This is a genomic window from Priestia sp. J2 (genome assembly GCF_020790095.1).
Taxonomy (GTDB): Bacteria; Bacillota; Bacilli; order Bacillales; family Bacillaceae_H; genus Priestia; species Priestia zanthoxyli.
In genome coordinates this window covers 2606848-2626533 of the sequence record NZ_CP086208.1, presented here as the reverse complement: position 1 = coordinate 2626533, position 19686 = coordinate 2606848, and the positions used below count along the sequence as shown (strand labels likewise).

The 19686-nt window shown below is 38.7% G+C and carries 19 protein-coding genes; 16 read left to right on the top strand and 3 right to left on the bottom strand.

Annotation, left to right across the window (positions count from 1 at the left end; translation table 11 throughout):
* From LJY09_RS13220 to LJY09_RS13185, 8 genes are all read left to right on the top strand, one after another.
* On the top strand, nucleotides 1-1149 hold the full coding sequence (locus tag LJY09_RS13220) for an ABC transporter permease (protein WP_154973003.1): 1149 nt from the start codon (nucleotides 1-3) through the stop codon (nucleotides 1147-1149).
* 245 nt (nucleotides 1150-1394) lie between these two features.
* Nucleotides 1395-2585 carry an iron-containing alcohol dehydrogenase gene (locus LJY09_RS13215; RefSeq protein WP_099331073.1) on the top strand — a complete coding sequence of 397 codons (1191 nt, stop codon included), beginning with the start codon at nucleotides 1395-1397 and terminating at the stop codon, nucleotides 2583-2585.
* A 34-nt stretch (nucleotides 2586-2619) separates the two neighbouring features.
* Nucleotides 2620-4053 carry a GntP family permease gene (locus LJY09_RS13210; protein ID WP_013083445.1) on the top strand — a complete coding sequence of 478 codons (1434 nt, stop codon included), beginning with the start codon at nucleotides 2620-2622 and terminating at the stop codon, nucleotides 4051-4053.
* Between the two features lie 213 nt (nucleotides 4054-4266).
* Complete coding sequence (locus tag LJY09_RS13205) at nucleotides 4267-4593, top strand: IDEAL domain-containing protein (protein ID WP_028413094.1); 327 nt, start codon at nucleotides 4267-4269, stop codon at nucleotides 4591-4593.
* 119 nt (nucleotides 4594-4712) lie between these two features.
* The gene (locus LJY09_RS13200; protein ID WP_013057347.1) at nucleotides 4713-5285 is read left to right on the top strand and encodes a DJ-1/PfpI family protein; all 573 of its coding nucleotides are present in this window, start codon (nucleotides 4713-4715) and stop codon (nucleotides 5283-5285) included.
* A 71-nt stretch (nucleotides 5286-5356) separates the two neighbouring features.
* Nucleotides 5357-6469: a CdaR family transcriptional regulator gene (locus LJY09_RS13195; protein WP_098113060.1), complete on the top strand. Its 1113-nt coding sequence runs from the start codon at nucleotides 5357-5359 to the stop codon at nucleotides 6467-6469.
* Nucleotides 6470-6600: 131 nt separating this feature from the next.
* A complete protein-coding gene (gene glcD, locus LJY09_RS13190) occupies nucleotides 6601-8013 on the top strand; it encodes a glycolate oxidase subunit GlcD (RefSeq protein WP_154973001.1) in 1413 nt (470 codons plus the stop codon).
* Nucleotides 8010-9329: a (Fe-S)-binding protein gene (locus tag LJY09_RS13185; RefSeq protein WP_099331072.1), complete on the top strand. Its 1320-nt coding sequence runs from the start codon at nucleotides 8010-8012 to the stop codon at nucleotides 9327-9329. Before glcD ends, LJY09_RS13185 begins: the two co-directional genes overlap by 4 nt.
* A gap of 27 nt (nucleotides 9330-9356) precedes the next feature.
* Here LJY09_RS13185 and LJY09_RS13180 read toward each other — a convergent pair whose 3' ends face one another.
* Complete coding sequence (locus LJY09_RS13180) at nucleotides 9357-10361, bottom strand: LLM class flavin-dependent oxidoreductase (RefSeq protein ID WP_074680799.1); 1005 nt, start codon at nucleotides 10359-10361, stop codon at nucleotides 9357-9359.
* A gap of 227 nt (nucleotides 10362-10588) precedes the next feature.
* Here LJY09_RS13180 and LJY09_RS13175 point away from each other — a divergent pair, with 227 nt between their 5' ends.
* From LJY09_RS13175 to LJY09_RS13160, 4 genes are all read left to right on the top strand, one after another.
* Nucleotides 10589-11230 (top strand): DUF1796 family putative cysteine peptidase, encoded by a 642-nt coding sequence (locus tag LJY09_RS13175; RefSeq protein ID WP_224980201.1) that lies wholly within the window; start codon nucleotides 10589-10591, stop codon nucleotides 11228-11230.
* A gap of 88 nt (nucleotides 11231-11318) precedes the next feature.
* Nucleotides 11319-11600, top strand: coding sequence for a hypothetical protein (locus LJY09_RS13170; RefSeq protein ID WP_013083437.1), 282 nt, complete (start codon nucleotides 11319-11321; stop codon nucleotides 11598-11600).
* Between the two features lie 99 nt (nucleotides 11601-11699).
* On the top strand, nucleotides 11700-12104 hold the full coding sequence (locus LJY09_RS13165) for a YkvA family protein (RefSeq protein ID WP_013057340.1): 405 nt from the start codon (nucleotides 11700-11702) through the stop codon (nucleotides 12102-12104).
* Between the two features lie 706 nt (nucleotides 12105-12810).
* A complete protein-coding gene (locus LJY09_RS13160; RefSeq protein ID WP_025751675.1) occupies nucleotides 12811-13767 on the top strand; it encodes an AEC family transporter in 957 nt (318 codons plus the stop codon).
* A gap of 68 nt (nucleotides 13768-13835) precedes the next feature.
* Here the strand turns inward: LJY09_RS13160 and LJY09_RS13155 are convergent, their stop codons facing one another.
* Complete coding sequence (locus LJY09_RS13155) at nucleotides 13836-14705, bottom strand: LysR family transcriptional regulator (RefSeq protein ID WP_154972999.1); 870 nt, start codon at nucleotides 14703-14705, stop codon at nucleotides 13836-13838.
* Nucleotides 14706-14818: 113 nt separating this feature from the next.
* Here LJY09_RS13155 and LJY09_RS13150 point away from each other — a divergent pair, with 113 nt between their 5' ends.
* From LJY09_RS13150 to LJY09_RS13135, 4 genes are read left to right on the top strand one after another with little or no spacing between them, the layout of a single operon-like run.
* On the top strand, nucleotides 14819-15388 hold the full coding sequence (locus tag LJY09_RS13150; protein ID WP_154972998.1) for a non-oxidative hydroxyarylic acid decarboxylases subunit B: 570 nt from the start codon (nucleotides 14819-14821) through the stop codon (nucleotides 15386-15388).
* A gap of 14 nt (nucleotides 15389-15402) precedes the next feature.
* Nucleotides 15403-16824 (top strand): non-oxidative hydroxyarylic acid decarboxylases subunit C, encoded by a 1422-nt coding sequence (locus LJY09_RS13145; RefSeq protein ID WP_028413103.1) that lies wholly within the window; start codon nucleotides 15403-15405, stop codon nucleotides 16822-16824.
* A 16-nt stretch (nucleotides 16825-16840) separates the two neighbouring features.
* A complete protein-coding gene (locus tag LJY09_RS13140; protein ID WP_028413104.1) occupies nucleotides 16841-17065 on the top strand; it encodes a non-oxidative hydroxyarylic acid decarboxylases subunit D in 225 nt (74 codons plus the stop codon).
* A gap of 21 nt (nucleotides 17066-17086) precedes the next feature.
* On the top strand, nucleotides 17087-17557 hold the full coding sequence (locus LJY09_RS13135) for a hypothetical protein (protein ID WP_154972997.1): 471 nt from the start codon (nucleotides 17087-17089) through the stop codon (nucleotides 17555-17557).
* 17 nt (nucleotides 17558-17574) lie between these two features.
* Here the strand turns inward: LJY09_RS13135 and LJY09_RS13130 are convergent, their stop codons facing one another.
* Nucleotides 17575-19653 carry a helix-turn-helix domain-containing protein gene (locus tag LJY09_RS13130; protein WP_154972996.1) on the bottom strand — a complete coding sequence of 693 codons (2079 nt, stop codon included), beginning with the start codon at nucleotides 19651-19653 and terminating at the stop codon, nucleotides 17575-17577.
* Nucleotides 19654-19686: the final 33 nt, after the last annotated feature.

Below are 19686 nucleotides of genomic sequence, written 5' to 3'. Positions count from 1 at the left end.
ATGAAAAATATCATGTGGCTTGTCACAAATATGCTGAGAAATATGCTGCTTAGAAACAAAAGGACGCTTGTACTTGTTATTGGTTTGCCTATTGCAGGTATTTTGATGTCCGTTCTTATTTATGGAAATACAGCAGGGACTTCGGTGAATATCGGAGTTGTCAATCACGACTCAACGGATATCTCAAAAGACACCGTTCAGTTTTTAAAAGGGCTGCATAAAACAAATGTTAAAATGCTCACTGACAAAGAAGTGGATCATGAGATTACGTCAAAGAAAGTTGATGCTGTTATTACTTTTGAAAAAGGGTTTTTTGAAAGCGTCAAAGCGAACAAACCAGATCATATTACGATTACTTCGATAAAAGGAGCAGAAGTAACGGGCTTTATTAAGTCTTATTTGTATCAATATATTGATAATGTTTCTGCGCTTAATCAAGCAGCAGGCGGCAATGACGCTGCGTTTAAACAAATGTATGAGAGTTATCAAAAAGCGCCATTCCACGTCTCCACGCATGCACTTGAAGACAAAGGAACCGATCAAAACATTGTCAAGCAGACAATTGGGTATTTAATTATGTTTATGCTTTTTTCTGCCGTAAATCTATCGGCTCTTATCACAAAAGAAAAAGAGCAGCGCACGTATTTTAGACTACTAGCTTCGCCAGTCAGTGCAAGGCAATACGTGATATCTAATGTTATGACAAATATGATTTTATTAACTGTGCAAGTAATGATTACACTTGTTTGTATTACGACTCTTTTTCACGTAGATATGAACATTCCTGTGTGGCAGCTATTTTTTATTTTAGTTTTGTTTGGGCTAGTAGCCATCGGCTTGTCGCTTGTAATCGTTGCTTTTACAGAAAGCTCAAAAGCGGCAAACGGCCTTCAAACGCTTATTATTACGCCAACTTGTTTACTGTCAGGGTGCTTTTTCCCTCCTGAATTTATGCCGGATGTGATGCAGAAAATAGCCGACTTTCTTCCTCAAACGTGGGTATTAAGCACGTTGAAAAGTGTTCAACAAGGAGCCGCATTAAGCAGCCTATGGTTAAATATCAGCATTTTACTAGCTTTTGCACTCGTTTTTTTCCTGCTATCGATTTATAAATTAAATCGAAATAATACTGTTCAAAAGTTTATTTAAATGGTAAAGTCAGAGAATACCTCTGGCTTTTTTTGTAATTTTTAAAAAGTTTCAAAAAAAGATTGAAAAATATAAGATGAAATTTTAGAATGAAAGAGGAAAGGGGTATACAAAAAGAGAATAAATAGGGGAGAAAAACGAAGTTCATGTTGGTTTTTTGCACAAATAAATGAAATCGCTTACATAAGTCAGCATGAAAATACGGAAGGAGAGATTGTCAGCGAGATAACAAAGGGGGAAAAACAGTGGGAATTTATGAACTACTTGTACCACGCACGGTTTTATATGGAGAAGGATCATTTTCTAAAATTGGAGAACAAGCTGCACTGCTTGGGACAAAGGCATTGCTTATAAGTGATGACGTTATGGCGAAAGCAGGCAATGTAGAAACTTGTCGTCGTTACTTAGCAGAGGCTGGCATGGACTGTGCCGTGTATACAGGCGTAAATTCAGAGCCGACAGATATTCATCTAGATGAAGCGCTTGCCATATGTAAAACGGAGCAGTGCGATGTGGTTATTGCCTTAGGGGGAGGCAGCTGTATCGATACTGGAAAAGCGGTTGCCATTATGATGACAAATGAAGGGCATCTACGAACGTATTTTCAAAATCAACAAGATTTTCAAGGTAGTCCTCTTCCTTTGGTTGCCGTGCCTACGACTGCCGGAACGGGCTCAGAAGTGACGAAAGCGACGGTTATTACAGACACGGCGTACGATGTAAAAATGATGCTCGCAAGGCCTCAATTATTGCCTGATACAGCCATTGTTGATCCGTTATTAACTCTATCATGTCCAAAACACGTAACGGCAGCTACAGGAATTGATGCACTCAGTCATGCGGTCGAAGCGTATTTATCTAAAAAAGCGCATCCTTTTACGGATTCACTTGCGCTTCAAGCAATTGAGTTAATCATGAAAAATATTCGTCTAGTGTACAGAAATGGAGAAAACGTTCAAGCAAGAAACGAAATGGCCTATGCTTCTATGCTTGCGGGGATGGCGTTTTCAAATTCATCCGTTGCTCTAGTGCACGGTATGTCAAGACCTATTGGCGCGTTATTCCATGTGCCGCACGGTATTTCTAACGCGATGCTCCTGCCTGCGGTTTTGGACTATACAAAAGAGGCTTCAATCGATCGTTTAGGTGAAATAGGACAAGCTCTTTTTCCGAACGTATCATATACAAAAAAAGAAGGAGCAGATGTGTTAATTGAAGCCATCAAGCAGCTTTGTATCGACTTAGAGATTCCTAATCTTCAATCGTGGGGCATTGATCGCCAGCTATTTTACGCGGCGGTTGAGAAAATGGCAGCGGATGCGATTCAAAGCGGAAGTCCTGCTAATCATCCGATCGTACCGACGGCAGAAGAAGTTATTCAGCTTTATTACACGTGCTATGAATATGAGTTTGAGTCTGCACTTTATAAAAAATAAGACAAATTGAATAAGGGATGAAAGGGGAAACGTTATGGATTTGCTGATTATTTTGCTGTCTCTGGGGCTTTTGATGCTGGTTGCTTACCGCGGATTTTCAGTTATTTTGTTTGCTCCACTTTGTGCGCTGCTAGCCGTTATTTTAACGGAACCAAGCTATGCACTCCCATTTTTCTCAAACGTTTTTATGGAGAAAATGGTTGGATTTATTAAAAACTACTTCCCTGTCTTTCTATTAGGAGCAGTCTTCGGGAAGATGGTTGAAATGTCTGGAGTCGCTGAATCGATTGCGAAAACAATTGTTAAAGTCGTGGGGGCTAAACGTGCGATCTTGGCGATTGTTTTAATGGGAGCAATCTTAACCTACAGCGGCGTAAGTTTATTCGTTGTTGCGTTTGCAGTTTATCCGTTTGCGGCTAACTTATTCCGCGAAGCGAATATTCCAAAACGATTAGTACCGGGAACGATTGCATTAGGAGCTATTTCGTTTACCATGGATGCACTTCCGGGTACACCGCAAATTCAAAATGTTATTCCAACGACTTTTTTTAAAACAGACATTTATGCTGCTCCGACACTGGGGATTATCGGATCAGTTATTGTTTTTAGCTTAGGTCTTTGGTATTTAGAAAGCCGAAGTAAAAAAGCAAGAAAAGCTGGAGAAGGCTACTACGGATTTAATAATGAACTAGCAGCTGCTGCAGAGCTAGAAAAAGAGTCTGTACCTTCTACAGAACCTAAATATGAACCTAGCGTAGCAAGACAGATTTTAGCGTTTGTTCCGCTCGTGCTTGTAGGGGTTGCAAACAAATTTTTTACTGTTTCTATTCCAAAGTGGTACCCAGACGGTTTTGATTTTGCCAAAATTGGCCTTGAAGCGTTCGGAAAAGTAGATTTAACCGCAGTTGTTGGTATTTGGTCAGTGGAGTTAGCACTTGTTATTGGAATTATTACGACGATTGCGTATGACTGGAAGAGAGTGACCACCGGTTTCCAAGCGGGTCTTAACGCAAGTATTGGCGGAGCGCTTCTCGCTGCGATGAACACGGGAGCTGAGTATGGCTTTGGAGGCGTTATTTCATCTCTTCCTGGCTTTGCAACCGTTCGCGATGGTATTTCACATACCTTTACAAATCCGCTTGTCAATGGAGCCGTTACGACAAACATTTTAGCCGGTATTACAGGATCCGCTTCTGGAGGTATGGGAATTGCGCTTAGTGCGATGGGAGATAAGTATGTAGAAGCTATTAATCAATACAATATTCCTCCTGAAGTTATGCACAGAGTTGTAGCGATGGCATCAGGCGGTATGGATACGCTTCCTCATAACGGAGCCGTTATTACCCTGCTTGCTATTACCGGGTTAACCCACAAGCAGTCTTACCGAGATATTTTTGCCATCACTGTTATAAAAACGCTTGCATGTTTCTTAATCATTGGAATCTACAGCTTAACTGGACTCGTATAACAAATAAAGAGGCTGAGTGTAGTTGAAGAAAGATCCGAACGATAAATCGTTCGGATTTTTTTATTGTTGCAGTGATTTTGTATATCGAGCCTTTTGCTCTAAAACAGATTCTTTGACTTTCTAAACTGTAAGTATTATGATTACACTACTTTCTAGAATACTATATGCCGTTACATTAATTCTTAGCATGTTTATGAAGAAAGGAGAATGACTGTGAAGCTATTTGAAGGAAATTTAAAAGTAGGCGACTGGGTCAAAGGAAAGTCTCGCGACGGTGAACTTATATACGGATATATAAAAACGATTAATCCATCTAAAAAAGCCGCACTAATCAATGTAGTGAAAAGTGATGATGAAAAAATGGTCGGCACAACCATTGGCATGATGGATGAAAAAATAGAGAAGCTGCCCCTTCAAAAAACGGCGCACGAAGAGCAGATTCTTTCATTGATTGATCTTGCGCTGCTAACAAAAGACGAAGCTTGGTTTATTGAATTAACAGCTGAATTAAAAAGAGTACAAGATAAAAAGCAAGGCTGACATTCCTAGTAAAGGAATGAAGGCCCTGCTTTTTTTATTATTCCTAGGGGAAAAGCAGGAATGGAAAGCAGCTTGCGAGAAGAAGTAAATGACGACATTAAAAGAAAAGGTGATAAAAGATGAGTAAACGTGTCTTGATTTTAACAGGAGATGCCGTGGAGGCTTTAGAAGTTTTTTATCCGTATTATCGCTGTTTAGAAGAAGATATTCAGTGTACCATTGCCTCTCCCGTGAAAAAGAAGCTCCAAACGGTTGTTCATGATTTTCTTCCAGAAATGGAAACATTCACAGAAAAAACGGGATATAAAATTGATTCTCATGCTTCTGTAGATGAAGTGGATCCCGCTGATTTTGACGGACTTATTATTCCTGGAGGACGAGCGCCTGAATATATTCGAATGAACACAAAAGTTCAGGAAATTGCCGCTCATTTTTTAAAAGAAAACAAACCTTTAGGCGTTATTTGTCATGGTCAGCTCGTGTTAACGACGGTTAGAGAGTATCTGCAAGACAGAGAAGTGACAGCGTATCCTGCTTGCCGTCCGGAAGTAGAAGCGGCGGGTGCTGTATTTGTTGAACAGACGCTCCACGTAGACAGAAACTTAGTAACCGGACAAGCTTGGCCGGATTTACCTAAATTTATGAAAGAGTTTTTTAACGTGCTAAAAAAAGCTGAAAAAGTGAACGCATAATAAAAAAAGCGGGCTGAGAGAAAACCATTCTTTCAGCTCTTTTAATTGATGATAGGTGAGGTGTAAACAACGTGCAGCTAGTGTCTGAACTGTCGAAGAAAATTATAAAAGAAGTACAGCTGGTGATGAAAGAACATGTAATTGTAACGGATACACGCGGAATTATTATTGCGTCTACAGAAGAAAAGCGGGTTGGTTTTTTTCATGAAGGCGCGTGGAACGTGATGCAAAAAAAGCAAAAACTATATATCTCTAAAAAAGAAGCAGCAGATTTAAAAGGAGTTAAGCCAGGAATTAATTTGCCTATCAGTTATCAAGGAGACATTATTGGCGTTATTGGCATTACAGGTACCCCAGAAGCTGTTGAGCCTTTTGCAGATATTATTCGAAGATTAACAGAGTTAATTATTCGCGAAGCATACTACATAGAAACAAAGGAATGGGAAAATAAAGGAGTAGAAGCTTTTTTTCGTGAATGGATTTATAGCCAGCAGGTAGATGCAGAATTTATTGAACGAGGTCATATTTTAGGAGTACAAGTAGACAGTCCTTATTGCTGCACGCTGTTTCAAATTGACTCATCTCTTTCGAAAAAGAAGCAGCAGCAGGTACAAGAAACAATTCGCTACTGGTTTGAAAGTCATAAAGGTGAAGGAGATTATATCGCAAATTGGGGATACGATCGCTTGCTTTTACTGAAAGAAGCTGTAGATGAAAAGGCAAGACAAGGATTTAAAGAAGAACTAAAAAAATGTCAGCAGTACATTCAAGCAAATAATCAAGTTATGATTACTATTGGCGTAGGGAAGCCAGCGGAGCAATTTGATTTGCATGCTTCATATGAAGAAGCAAAAAAAGCGCTTAAAGTAGCTTCAAAACGTCAAGCCGTTGTTTTTTATGAGGAACTGCTGATGGACATGATTTTAGAAGACGTTTCTGAACCTGTAAAAAAGGAATTCTTAAGTCGAGTGCTTTCCGCTCTTTTAAAAGAAAAAGAGCTTCTCGAAACGCTGAAATGCTATTTAGCCAATGATCAATCGTTAAAAAAAACGGCGTTTGATTTACATATTCATATCAATACGCTTCATTACCGCTTGAAGCAAATGAAAGAACTAACAGACATTGATCCTAAAAGTGTAAAGGGTCTCACGCTTTTTTACCTTGCGCTGTCTCTACTAGAATAAAGTGCGCTATTCATTAGATAAACATACAAAAAATGAGTTTTTAAAGCGCTTTTTTTTAGTTTTTTATCTATAGTCCCTCGTTGCTTCTGCAACTATAATAAGAGTAAGAGATACATATAAGGAGGAACGTTATGCTTAATGAACGAACAAAAGCAAAGCTCATTGAAGTTGTAGGGTCAGCCAATTTTCAAGATAGCAGTGAAGCAAGACTCGTGTATTCCTATGACGCAACACCTAACTTTCAGTCGCTTCCTGATGCGGTTATTATGCCTGAAAATAAAGAACAAGTGAAAAGAATTTTAACGATATGCAACGAAGATCACGTTCCTATTGTGCCAAGAGGCTCAGGCACAAATTTAAGCGCAGGAACGTGTCCAACGCAAGGCGGAATTGTTCTTACCTTTAACCGAATGAATAAAATTTTGGAAATTGATGAAGAAAATTTAACCGCTACCGTGCAGCCGGGTGTTATTACGTTAGACTTAATTAATGCCGTAGAGGCAAAAGGTTTATTTTATCCTCCTGATCCAAGCTCTATGAAAATATCAACCATTGGAGGAAACATCAATGAATGCTCAGGAGGATTACGAGGCTTAAAATACGGAGTAACAAAAGATTACGTTCTTGGTCTTGAAGTAATTCTTGCAAACGGCGATTGTATTAAGACAGGAGGCAAGCTGGCTAAAGATGTAGCTGGCTACGATTTAACGAACTTGTTTGTCGGGTCTGAGGGAACGCTTGGCGTCGTGACAGAAGCCATTTTAAAGCTCATTCCAATACCTGAAACAAAACAAACTCTGCTTGCGCTGTTTGAAGACATGGACGCAGCTGCTAAGACGGTTTCAGCAATTATCGCCAATAAGATTATTCCGGCTACGCTTGAATTTTTAGATCAGCCGACGTGTGAAGTAGTAGAAGATTTTGCCCAAGTTGGGCTTCCAACTGATGTAAACGCTGTCTTATTGATTGAACAAGATGGCCCGCCAGAAGTGGTGAAGCGCGATATTGAAATGATTTCACGCATCTGCAGCGAAGGAAAGGCTGTATCGGTGAAAGTAGCGGCTTCGCAAGCAGAAGCAGAAGCGTTAAGTACAGCAAGAAGATCAGCTCTTTCTGCTTTAGCACGAATGAAGCCAACGACGATTTTAGAAGACGCAACCGTCCCGCGGTCTAAAATTAGTGAAATGGTCAAAGCGATTAATGAAATTGCTGTAAAATACAACGTTAAAATCTGTACGTTTGGTCATGCGGGAGACGGAAATCTGCATCCGACTTGTTTAACAGATGCGCGTGACGAAGAGGAGCTTCACCGAGTCGAACAAGCTTTTGAAGCAATTTTTCATAAAGCCATTGAGCTTGGAGGAACGATTACAGGTGAACACGGAGTCGGAGAAATGAAAGCACCGTATTTAGCATTGAAGATGGGCGGAGAAGGAGTAGCTGCGATGAAAGCAATTAAGTATGCTTTGGACCCGCAAGGAATTATGAATCCAGGGAAAATTTTTGCTAAAGACACGAGAAAAAGAGTGGTGGTTCGTTCATGACGGCAACAAAAGACATTCAGCAAGCGTTTAAAGAACGGTTAGATTATGACGAGTTAATGAATTGTATGAGATGCGGTTTTTGTTTGCCGAGCTGTCCGACGTATGGCCAAACCAATCAATATGAAGCAGCGTCACCGCGCGGAAGAATTGCTTTGATGAAAGGAGTTGTAGATGGGCTTATTGAACCGGATGAATCGGTTGAAAAGCAATTGAATCTTTGCCTTGGCTGCCGAGCGTGTGAGCCTGTTTGTCCTTCGGGTGTGAAGTACGGACACTTATTAGAAGAAGCGCGTGATATTATTCAGCAGAAAAAACGACATAAATGGCCGGTAAAAGCGCTCAGGCATATGGTGTTCGAACAGCTTTTTCCGCATAAAGAACGATTAAAAAATGTACATTCTCTGCTTGCTTTCTATCAAAGAAGCGGCTTGCAAAAAGCTGTTCAAAAAACAAATATATTAAACGTCCTGCCCGGTAATTTAGCGCAAATGGAAAAAACGCTTCCGCCTGTGCCAACAAAAAAAGAAATGAAGAAACGTCCTTTTTTATTTGAAGCAGAAGGAACAAGAGAGCGTACAGTTGCTTTTTTTACAGGGTGTTTAATGGATACGATGTTTATGGAAACAAACAACGCGACGATTGCACTTTTACAAAAAGCGGGGTGTAAGGTCGTTATACCAGAAGTGCAGACGTGCTGTGGCGCCCTGCATGCGCACGGCGGAGAAAAAGATCAGGCAAAAAAGTTAGCAAAACAAAATATTATGGCGTTTGAATCCATTCAAGCGGATGATATTGTCCTTAATGCAGGCGGCTGCGGTGCGCTGTTAGTGGAATACGATCATCTATTAAAAGATGAGCCGGAATGGAAAGAAAGAGCAGCGGTCTTTTCTGCAAAAGTCAAAGATTTCTCAGAGATTTTATTGCAGCAGCAGTTTGTAGAAAGACAAAAGTTATCGCTTCCAAGTCAAATTATTACGTATCAAGATTCGTGTCATTTAAGAAACGTGATGAAAACGTCCAGCGCACCGAGAAAACTGATCCAAGCGATTAACGGAACGGTGTTTAATGAAATGGAAAATGCGGATCATTGCTGCGGCTCAGCTGGTATTTATAACTTAACGGAACAAGAGATGTCTATGCAAATTTTAGATTATAAAATGGAAAAAGTGAAAGAAGCCCATGCCCATACAATTGTAACAGCAAACCCGGGCTGTCTCATTCAAATGAAGCTAGGCGTAGTCAGAGAAGGAGTAGAAGAAAGTGTAAGGGCCGTTCATCTTGCAGATTTACTTCTTGAAGCAGTAGAAAGCAAATAAAAAGGCCGGACGTGTCCGGCCTTTTTATTATTTGAACAGCTGAGAAACAATTTCGTACGAACGAAGGCGAGCTTTGTGATCGTAAATTTGAGCGTTAATCATCAGTTCATCTGCTTCTGTTTCTTCAATAAACTGTTCAAGCTTGACTTTAATCGTCTCAGGACTTCCGACAATAGAAGAGCCCAGCTGCTGTTGAAGAGAAGCTTTTTCAAAGTCAGTCCATAGTTCATCCATATTATCCACAGGAGCTTTTAGTTTACCCGGTGTGTTTCGAATTAAATTTAGAAACTGCTGTTGCATAGAAGTAGCCAAGCGTTCAGCTTCTCTATCTGTATCAGCAGCGATTACGTTTACACCTAACATTGCATATGGTTTCTCTAACACGTCGGACGGCTTAAAATAACGACGGTACATGTTAAGAGCTGTCATTGTATTATTAGGCGAAAAGTGACTTGCAAATGAAAATGGCAAGCCTAGCTGTGCAGAAAGCTGTGCGCTAAAACCGCTTGAGCCAAGGAGCCAAATCGGAATATTTAAACCTTGACCGGGAACAGCTTTAACACGCATCTGACTTTCTGAAGCAGGTTTAAAGTATTCTTGCAGTTCGGCCAGCTGTTCTGGGAAGTCACTGCCGTCGCTTCTGCGGTCGCGTCGCAGCGCCTGCGCTGTCAGCTGATCTGTCCCTGGCGCTCTTCCTAAGCCTAAATCAATACGTCCTGGAAATAGTGATTCAAGCGTACCAAAATGCTCAGCAATAACAAGCGGAGAATGGTTAGGAAGCATAATGCCTCCAGAGCCTACGCGAATGCGTGACGTGCCAGCAGCCACATGACCAATTACAACAGATGTAGCGGAGCTTGCGATACCTGTCATATTATGATGTTCAGCTAGCCAATAGCGGTTATACCCCCATTTTTCAGCGTGCTGAGCTAAATCTAATGTATTTCTAAGTGAGTCAGATACAGTTCCTCCTTCAACTACAGGAGAAAGATCTAACACGGAAATCGGAATATCTTTTAATGCTTTACTCATCAATTTCATCTTCTTTCTTTAAAGACTTCATAGGCCTTGTTATTTCAATGGAATACAAGTATTTTAACAATAATCTTTCGAGTTCCAAAATATTTTGCTTCGGTTGTTTTTTAAAATTCCTTACTCTTTTATTACACAAGCTCCTAAAACGCAAAAAGCTTGTACGGTATAAGGCAGAAGCCGCCTCTTTCTATAAAAAGCTGTCATATTTTATAGGAGAAGGGAGGATGAACATGGTTACTTTAAATGAACTAAAAAGCAAGCAGTACGATATGATATACAGTTTAGGCTATAACTGTTTTCCAGGGATATACATGAAAAAATATTCTTTGCGAAAACAAGCCGGCGTGATTGATTGGTGTATTAGTATTTCTCTTTCTCATGTTAACCAGCTGTTGAAAAATCGTTGTAAAGACTTATTTGTATATGAACACTTAACCTATATCAGTTCTTTCGGAGATGGTTCCACGCTTAGACTGCGTGATAAGGTGTATCAAATTGATTCTGCTCATGATTTTCCGTCGTCTATTAATACAGAAACTAACTGGCTTTCATATAATGAAGTCAAAGAAAAATATGAACGGAGAACAGAGCGATTTTTAACGTCAATGGAGACCAGTTCTTGTATATTGTTTATTCGTATGGGCGGAACGTATGAAGAAGCGAAAGAATTAGAGCATGTTTTAAAGAGAATGGTCAAAAACGATTTCTATGTACTGCTGCTGACAAACAGTGAAAAAGAGCTTTTATCCGAAGCTAACTGGGACTTGCCTTATACATGTGTTTTACATGCACCTATTTTTTCAATGGACGTGCTGCGCGATGATAAAGTATGGGAAGAGCTCTTAAGCGGGCTTGTTATAAAATAAAAGAAACACTTTTTGTGTAATACGGGAATGAAAAAGCTCGTTTTTTTCATAGACTTTGTTATATCTGTGTATCAAAGGAGATGAAAAGATGGAGTCCAATGTGCGGAAGGCGATAAAAGAAATTGTATGGCTGCTGCTAGAACAAGATCAGCGTTGGAATGAGTATCTAGTACAGCTGGAGGATTTGAAAATACAAGTGGATTTGAATAGTTCCGCATATGAAGTCCTGAGAAAGATGACGGGTAATTACGAAGTGCTGCTTGAACATATGGATCTCATTCAGCAGTTTGAAAATCATTCTAAAAGTGAAACGGCGCTGAATGACTTAGTTACTATCGTTATGAAGCATTACTCATTAAAAAATTCATAAGCCTGCTTTGTGCAGGTTTATGGAGTTTAAGCTCTCAATGGAATTCAGTAGAGATTATCGTTTATAATAAGTACATATGGTGATGAAAGGGTGATCGATATGGAAGAGAAACAAGAAATTGTACCCGTTCGTACAGAGGAAACAGCCAAATATTATTCGGAAGAAAAATTTTGGGACAAGCTTAAAAAGTTTGGTAAAAAAGCGGGAGCAAACGTTGTTTATGCCGTACTGCTTTTATACTACACGCTGCAAAAACCTGATATTCCTCCAAAAGCAAAAGCAGTCATTATAGGAGCGTTAGGTTATTTTATTCTTCCTTTAGATTTAATTCCGGACTTTGCAGCAGGAGTTGGATTTACAGATGATTTAGGAGCTCTGGGGCTCGCATTGATTCAAGTTGCCATGTACATTGATGAAGGTGTTAAACTGAAAGCAAAAGAAAAAATTAAAACGTGGTTTTCAGAAGAACACAATTTTTCCATTATTGATGCTAAAATAAAGTAACATTATGATCTACATGTAATTATTAAATAAAGTAAGCAAAAGAAGGTGATAGATGAATCATCTTCTTTTTAATCGATAATATATAGGTCTTTTTAGCTGTATTAATCCGTTTTATGTAAAAAAACCAGGATTAAAATATTTTTTTCACTAAAAGTTTAAGCAATGTAATTGAATAATTCCCCTACAAATGTTAAGTTAAAACATGTTCATAAATTCGTCACAGAAAGCAATATACAAATAAGTAAGATTGTTTGTAAAAACTTTGTGAAATTATGGAACTTTTTAACTGAGAGTTTCAAACTCTTAGAGATTCTTCCTCATCAATCAGAAGTAGCTTTCTTTCGTCACAAGATTAAGCATCTTTCATTTGAAGGTGTTTTTTTTCAGCCTAAGTAAGCCAACAACATGATTGTATGACAAGTTTTTGCTAAGGTTGTAGAGTTACTGTATTGTATGACAAGTTTTGTGTGATTTGATTTAACTAAATGAACAGCTTCGAAGTAAATAAATGATTGTAGAAAAACAAAGTCCATGCGTTTTCATGAACCATTATACGTTACTTCATATTTGTAGAGATGTTTAGCAAAAAGGGAGATGAATGGCCTGACGTAAACAATATCCATAGACAAGCCTTAGAAGATAATTATCTTTCTAAGAAAGCAAATTTATATGATTGATTCTAATCTAAACAATGGAGTGTTCAAAAATGGAAATTAGTCAAATCTTTATTATTTTAACCCCAATCTTTTTTGTTATTTTGCTAGGTTATTTAGCAGGATATTTTAAAAAGTTTGATGCAACAACATCTAAAGGGTTAAATACGCTTGTAACAAAATTTGCGTTACCTGCACATCTATTCGTTGGTATTACAACAACATCAAAACAAACGCTTATTGAAAAATGGCCGTTTTTACTAGCATTAGTTCTTGGTATTATTGGATTTTATGTTCTTTTCTTACTTGTTGCAAAATATGTATTCAAATACTCACTAACAGGCGCGTCTATGTTCTCTTTAAACTCTACGCAGCCAACGTTTGCGTTTATGGGTATTCCCGTATTAGGTAGCTTGTTTGGCGCGGATGTAGTAGCAATTCCAATCGCTATTACGGGTATCGTAGTAAATGCGATGCTTGATCCTTTAGCAACTATTATTGGTACGGTTGGACAGCGCGAAAGAAGTGAAGGAGATTCTGAAGAAAGCTTATTTAAAGTAACGATTAAATCAATCTTACACGGTCTTTCTGAACCGTTAGCGTGTGTTCCCTTAATCGCAGTAGTATTAGTACTATGTGGGTTCCAATCTCCAGATTTATTGTCAAGCAGTTTAAATCAAATTGGCTCAATTACGTCAGGTGCAGCGCTATTCGCAGTTGGGGTAACAATTGGTATTCGTAAAATTCAATTTAGCCCATCAGCATTTGGTATTGCGATTTTAAAAGTGGCTATTCAGCCGCTTGTAATGTTAGGAATTGCAACAGCAATGGGTCTATCATCAGCTGACATCGTAAAATTAGTGTTATTAGTAGCGTTCCCAGGTTCAGCTGTAGCAGCGATGATTTCAGTGCGCTTTGATAGCCTAGCTGGTGAAACAGCTTCAGCATTCGTACTTAGTGCCATTATGTCACTTGTTACATTACCGCTATTAATTTCTTGGTTAATGTAGTCACATATATCAATATAAAATAAAAAAGGCTTTGCTATTTTAGCAAAGCCTTCTTTGTGCATCTATACTTAAAAAAGCTTTAAAAATTCTTGAGCGATTTTGGGGAGATAACTATCGGTACGCCACGTAACTAAAGGCTCAATTACAAATGGATTATCTTCTATGCTTAAAATTTTAATATGTTCTAGTGAAAAAGAAGATAGCATCGAATAAGGAACAATAGCAGCACCAAGGCCACGACATACTAAATTAAGAAGCATCGCTGAGTCATGGCATTCGCATAAAATGTTAGGTGTTATATCCATCTTTTTAAATTCCTTTATAATGCGATTGTATATGCTTATTTCCCGATTTGAACGAAGAAGAATAAGAGGGAGAGAAGCGATTTCAGCGACTGAAATCTTTTTTGTTGCATAACTACTTTCTTTGGGAACTGCTACAACAAAGACATCTGGTGCAAGTGTTTTTGTTTTTACCTGTTGATAAGGTAAGTCTGTAGTGGTGACTGCTACATCAATCTTTCCATCCGTCAACAACTCGTTTAAATGAGCTGGTTCGTTTTCATAGATATTAAAAGTACTGTTTGGATACTGCTTTTGAATAAGAGCTAGCTTATCGAGAACCGTTGATGCACAGTAGATTGTACATCCGACTTCAAGCTTTTCATTTGTTACGTTTTTACATTCCTGTACTTCCAATACTGATTTTTCGACCCTTTGCACAATTTCTTTCGCTCGTTTTAAAAAAAGCTCTCCTTCTGCCGTTAACAATAAGCGCTTGTTATTGTTTCGTTCAAAAAGCAAAAGGCCCAGCTCATTTTCGAGCTGCTTTAGCTGTCTGCTTAAAGGAGGCTGAGCCATGTGCAGACGCTTGGCTGCTTTAGTTACATTTAATTCTTCAGCTATGACAATAAAATAATGCAGCTGTCTTAATTCCACTATATTCAACTCCATACTTTAAAGGTATTATTATATACTTTATCAATATTTTAATTGTATGGAAAATAAGTGTAAAGTTAAATGTGTAACCAAAGCAGAGAGGAGGAAAAGAAATGAAAATAGCTGTAGGAATAACAGGAGCCACAGGAGCTATTCTAGGTATTCGAATTTTAGAGCTTTTGAAGAAGGCTTCTGTTGAAACGCATTTAGTCATGTCGTCTTGGGCTCATGCCACAATTAAGCTGGAAACACCGTATAGCGTTAGGCAAGTAGAAGAGCTAGCAGATTATTGTTATTCATATCAAGACCAAGCAGCAAAAATTTCGAGCGGTTCATTTCGTATAGACGGAATGATTGTAAGTCCTTGCAGCATGAAAACATTAGCATCTATTCGAATGGGACTAGCAGATAACTTAATAGCAAGAACGGCAGATGTGATGTTAAAAGAAAGAAAGCCACTGGTGCTACTTCCTCGAGAAACGCCTTTGAATACGATTCATTTAGAAAACATGCTGGATCTCTCAAAAATGGGAGCTATCCTCGTGCCTCCTATGCCAGCTTTTTATAACAAACCTGAGACAATTGATGATATTGTCACACATATTGCTGTTCGAACGTTAGATCAATTAGGAATTGAGCTTCCTGAGGCAAAAAGATGGAATGGAATTAAACATTTATCATAAGGAGGAAAATAAACATGGCTTATAAAGACTTTAGAGATTTCCTTGATACGCTACATAAAGAAGGGCAGCTGCTGACGATTACAGATGAAGTGCAGCCAGATCCGGATTTAGGTTCAGCAGGTCAAGCCATCAGTAATTTAGGAGATCAAACGCCGGGATTATTATTTACAAATATTTATGGATATAACAACGCAAAGGTAGCCCTAAACGTAATGGGTTCCTGGTCAAATCACGCGTTAATGATGGGACTGCCTAAATCAACTCCTGTAAAAGAACAGTTCTTTGAGTTTGCTCGGAGATATGAAAAATTTCCTGTTAAAGTGAAAAGAGAAGAAACAGCGCCATTTCATGAGTGTGAAATTAAAGATGATATTAACTTATTCGACCTTTTGCCATTGTTTCGCTTGAATCAAGGAGACGGAGGCTACTATCTAGATAAAGCGTGCGTTATTTCTCGTGATCAGCATGATAAGGCGCATTTCGGCAAACAAAACGTAGGTATATATCGTATGCAGGTCAAAGGGAAAGACCGTCTAGGCATTCAGCCCGTGCCACAGCATGATATTGCCATTCACTTAAAACAAGCCGAAGAAAAAGGTGAAAACCTCCCTGTATCAATTGCTTTAGGATGTGAACCCGCGATTGTCACAGCAGCTGCTACGCCGCTTCATTACGATCAATCAGAGTATGAAATGGCAGGAGCTATTCAAGGTGAGCCGTACAGAATTGTGAAGTCTCAGCTTTCTGATTTAGATGTACCTTGGGGAGCAGAAGTGATTTTAGAGGGAGAAATCTTAGCTGGTGAACGTGAGTATGAGGGTCCTTTTGGTGAATTTACAGGTCATTACTCCGGTGGCAGAAGCATGCCTGTTATCAAAATCAATCGCGTATACCATCGCAAAGATCCTATTTTTGAAAGTCTATATATCGGTATGCCTTGGACAGAAACAGATTATTTAATTGGAATCAATACAAGCGTTCCTTTATATCAGCAGCTAAAAGAAGCATATCCTGAAGAGATTGAAGCGGTGAACGCGATGTATACTCATGGTCTCGTTGCTATCATTTCAACGAAAAGCCGATACGGAGGATTTGCTAAGGCGGTTGGTATGAGGGCATTGACTACGCCGCATGGATTAGGATATTGCAAGCTAGTTATTTTAGTAGACGAAGATGTGGATCCGTTTAATTTACCGCAAGTCATGTGGGCGCTATCGACAAAAATGCACCCAAAACATGATGTTATAACAGTGCCTAATCTCTCAGTTCTGCCACTTGATCCAGGATCTGATCCGGCTGGTATTACAGATAAAATGATTTTGGATGCTACAACACCGGTTGCACCAGAAACAAGAGGCCACTACTCGCAGCCTTTAGATACACCACTTGAAACTGAAAAATGGGAAAAAATCTTAACGAATATGATGCAAAAATAAACAAGGAGGAATCGACATGCATACTTGTCCAAGATGTGAAGCCAAACAAGCGAACTTAGTATCTAAATCACCAGTTGAAGGAGCCTGGGAGATTTACTTATGCAACGTGTGTTTGTTTACCTGGCGTTCTTCTGAACCTGAGACGATCACCAATCCTGAAAAATACCCTCGACCATTTAAAATCAATCCAAAAGACGTACCGCTGGCAACGCATGTGCCTCCTGTGCCACCCCGATCTTAATCAGCAAAGGTGGTAAGTAAAATGAATAAAGCAGAGCTGCCAAAAGCCGTGCGCGTATTTTTAAATGGAAAAGATCTAGAAAGGAAACAGCATGCTGCGATGCTGCTATCTACAGTGACATCCGAGGGGTTTCCTCATGTAGCAATGATTAGCGCAGGAGAGCTGGTAGCTATTAGCTCTTCGCGCGTCAAGCTGTTAGTATGGAAAGATACCACGTCTTCAAAAAACATGATACAGAATCATAAGGCAACCGTTACATTAGTTGTTGAAGGCAAAGCTTATTACATTAAATTTTGGCTAAAAAAAGAAGCTCCTGTGTTATCAGGCTATGAGCTATTTACGGGAGAAGTAGCCGCTGTTAAAGAAGATTACGCAAAATATGCAGTTTTAACATCGGGCATTCAATTTCAGCTTCATGATTCCAAAGAGGTACTGAGCCGCTGGGAGCAATCAATTAAGGCTGTTCTTTCTACTGAAAAAACCGATTCTTAAAAATAAGAATCGGTTTTTTAGCTGTAGTGAAATTTTTTCAAATAGCACGCTAGCTGCACTTTTAATAGATGTTCACTATTTGTAAATGATATGTTCATTTTATCTTCGATTTTCTTCAACCGCTGATAGAGTGTATTAACGTGAATATGAAGCTGCTTAGCTGTAAGTGAAGCAGAACGGTTGTTATCAAAATACGCTTCTAGCGTTTTCTCTAAAGGTTCATCATTCAAATGATTGTTTTTAAGAGGGACAAATACTTCATCAATAAAGGTTTTGACTTCTTCTTTCGATTGATTAATAAATAACCGGTTAATTCCTATTTCCTCATACAACATGCATCCATCTTGCTGCTGAGACAGAAGGTAAGAGACAGCTTTTTCAGCTTCACTATAACTTTTTTCTATTTGGGTAAAGTGAGAATAACGACTTCCAATCCCTATTTTTACATGACATTCATTGTAGTAACGCCATTTTGAGAGTGAATCTTCTAATTGTTTGATAATAGCATGATGGTCTTCATAAGAATCAAGCGTGAATACAATGGTTACTTTCGTGTCGAATCCGTATACGACCGGCGCTTTTGAACTGAAAACCGATTTGATGTCAGATACAAGGCGATGAAGATGTAAGTTTAAGAGCTGCAGGTCCGCCTGTGAACGAATGGTAATAAGAGCGACTAGAATATGCTTTTTTGTATCAATATTTAGCTCACTTGCTTTTTGATACAGTAAAGTGGTGTCATAACATGATAAGTATTCACTAAATAGTTCATGCGTTCGCTTGTAAAATAAATCGACTAACGTTTGTTTTTTCAGCATTTCTAGTGCAATAACAGAGCTGCTTTGTTCGAGTGCCACTTGATCTAGAGAGGAAAGATCTTCTTGATTTGTCTGCAGAATAACTAACCCTAAGAGCGTATCAATGCCGTGTATCGGTTGAATGTAGACGCTGTGCTTCTGGTTGTGTGACTCAATAGTATAAAAGCAAGCTTTTGTATGTAAAACAAAATGCGTGTGAAATTCAGCTGTTTTTGTGTCTATATCAAAGGATTTCAAGAAGCCATAGGTCTTATTATCAACAAAATCTACAATGGTGACAGGAGATGTAACCATTCGGCGTAATTCGTTAAGTATCGGTTCAATTCCTTTACTTTGAAGGGAAACATTCATGAAGGTGCGATGAATTTGATCGCGGCGTATTAAAAGTTCATTTTGTTTTTTTACATCTTCAAAAAGCGCTGAGTTTAAGAGAGCAATCGATACTTGATCGGAAAAGCTTTCTAACAATTCTTTATCCTCTTCATTTAAAAGAGGGGTTGTACCATTTTGATAAATAATGAGTACGCATACCGTCTGTTCTTCCATACAAATGGGGACAGAAATAATAGATTGAATGTTTGTAAATGTATAGGACTGATTAAGATAGTGAATATTATCGTCAGTCATAGTAGAAGAATCGTGTATTATATCCTCTAAGTTCGTATACGTATAGCTTTTATTATGCTGAAATGTCTTTCCGATAATTCCTTCGCCAACTTTCATTTTCATGTTTTGAATTTCATTGTTTGGCCCCCCGGACCAGGCGCGAGGCAAAAGAAATTCAGTGGAAGAATCAAACATCCACAGCACGCCCATATCCGCAACAGAAATAACTGAAAGAGCATTTTCTAGAATTCTTGTTAATAGATAGTCAGAGTCTTGTAAAAGCGAGATTTCCTTAATGCTTTTCATAAGTACGTTCAAAATGTGCTCATGCCGCTCTAGCTTTTTTTGCAGCACATAAGGAGAAAAGTTAGCGGATAGCTTCTTTATTTGTTGTGGTGTCCATTCGTGCTTAGCAAATATGCGAACAACAAACGCATACCGGTTTGGAAAGGATAAGTAAATTTCTTCGAACTCTTCATATGCGATATGCTTTTGAAAGGAATCACTGCCGTTATGTAGGCTAGTGGGAGGCGTGTAAGTCAGGGATGAGCATGAAGAACTGGAAAAAATCATGTTAAAATTTGCAGAATCAATACTTGTCCAAATTTGATAAGAACTGTTTTTAATAATAGATGTAAGATAACCTTTCATATTAGCTAATAAATCACTCATATTAACAACCCCTTATAGACTACTTAATGTAAA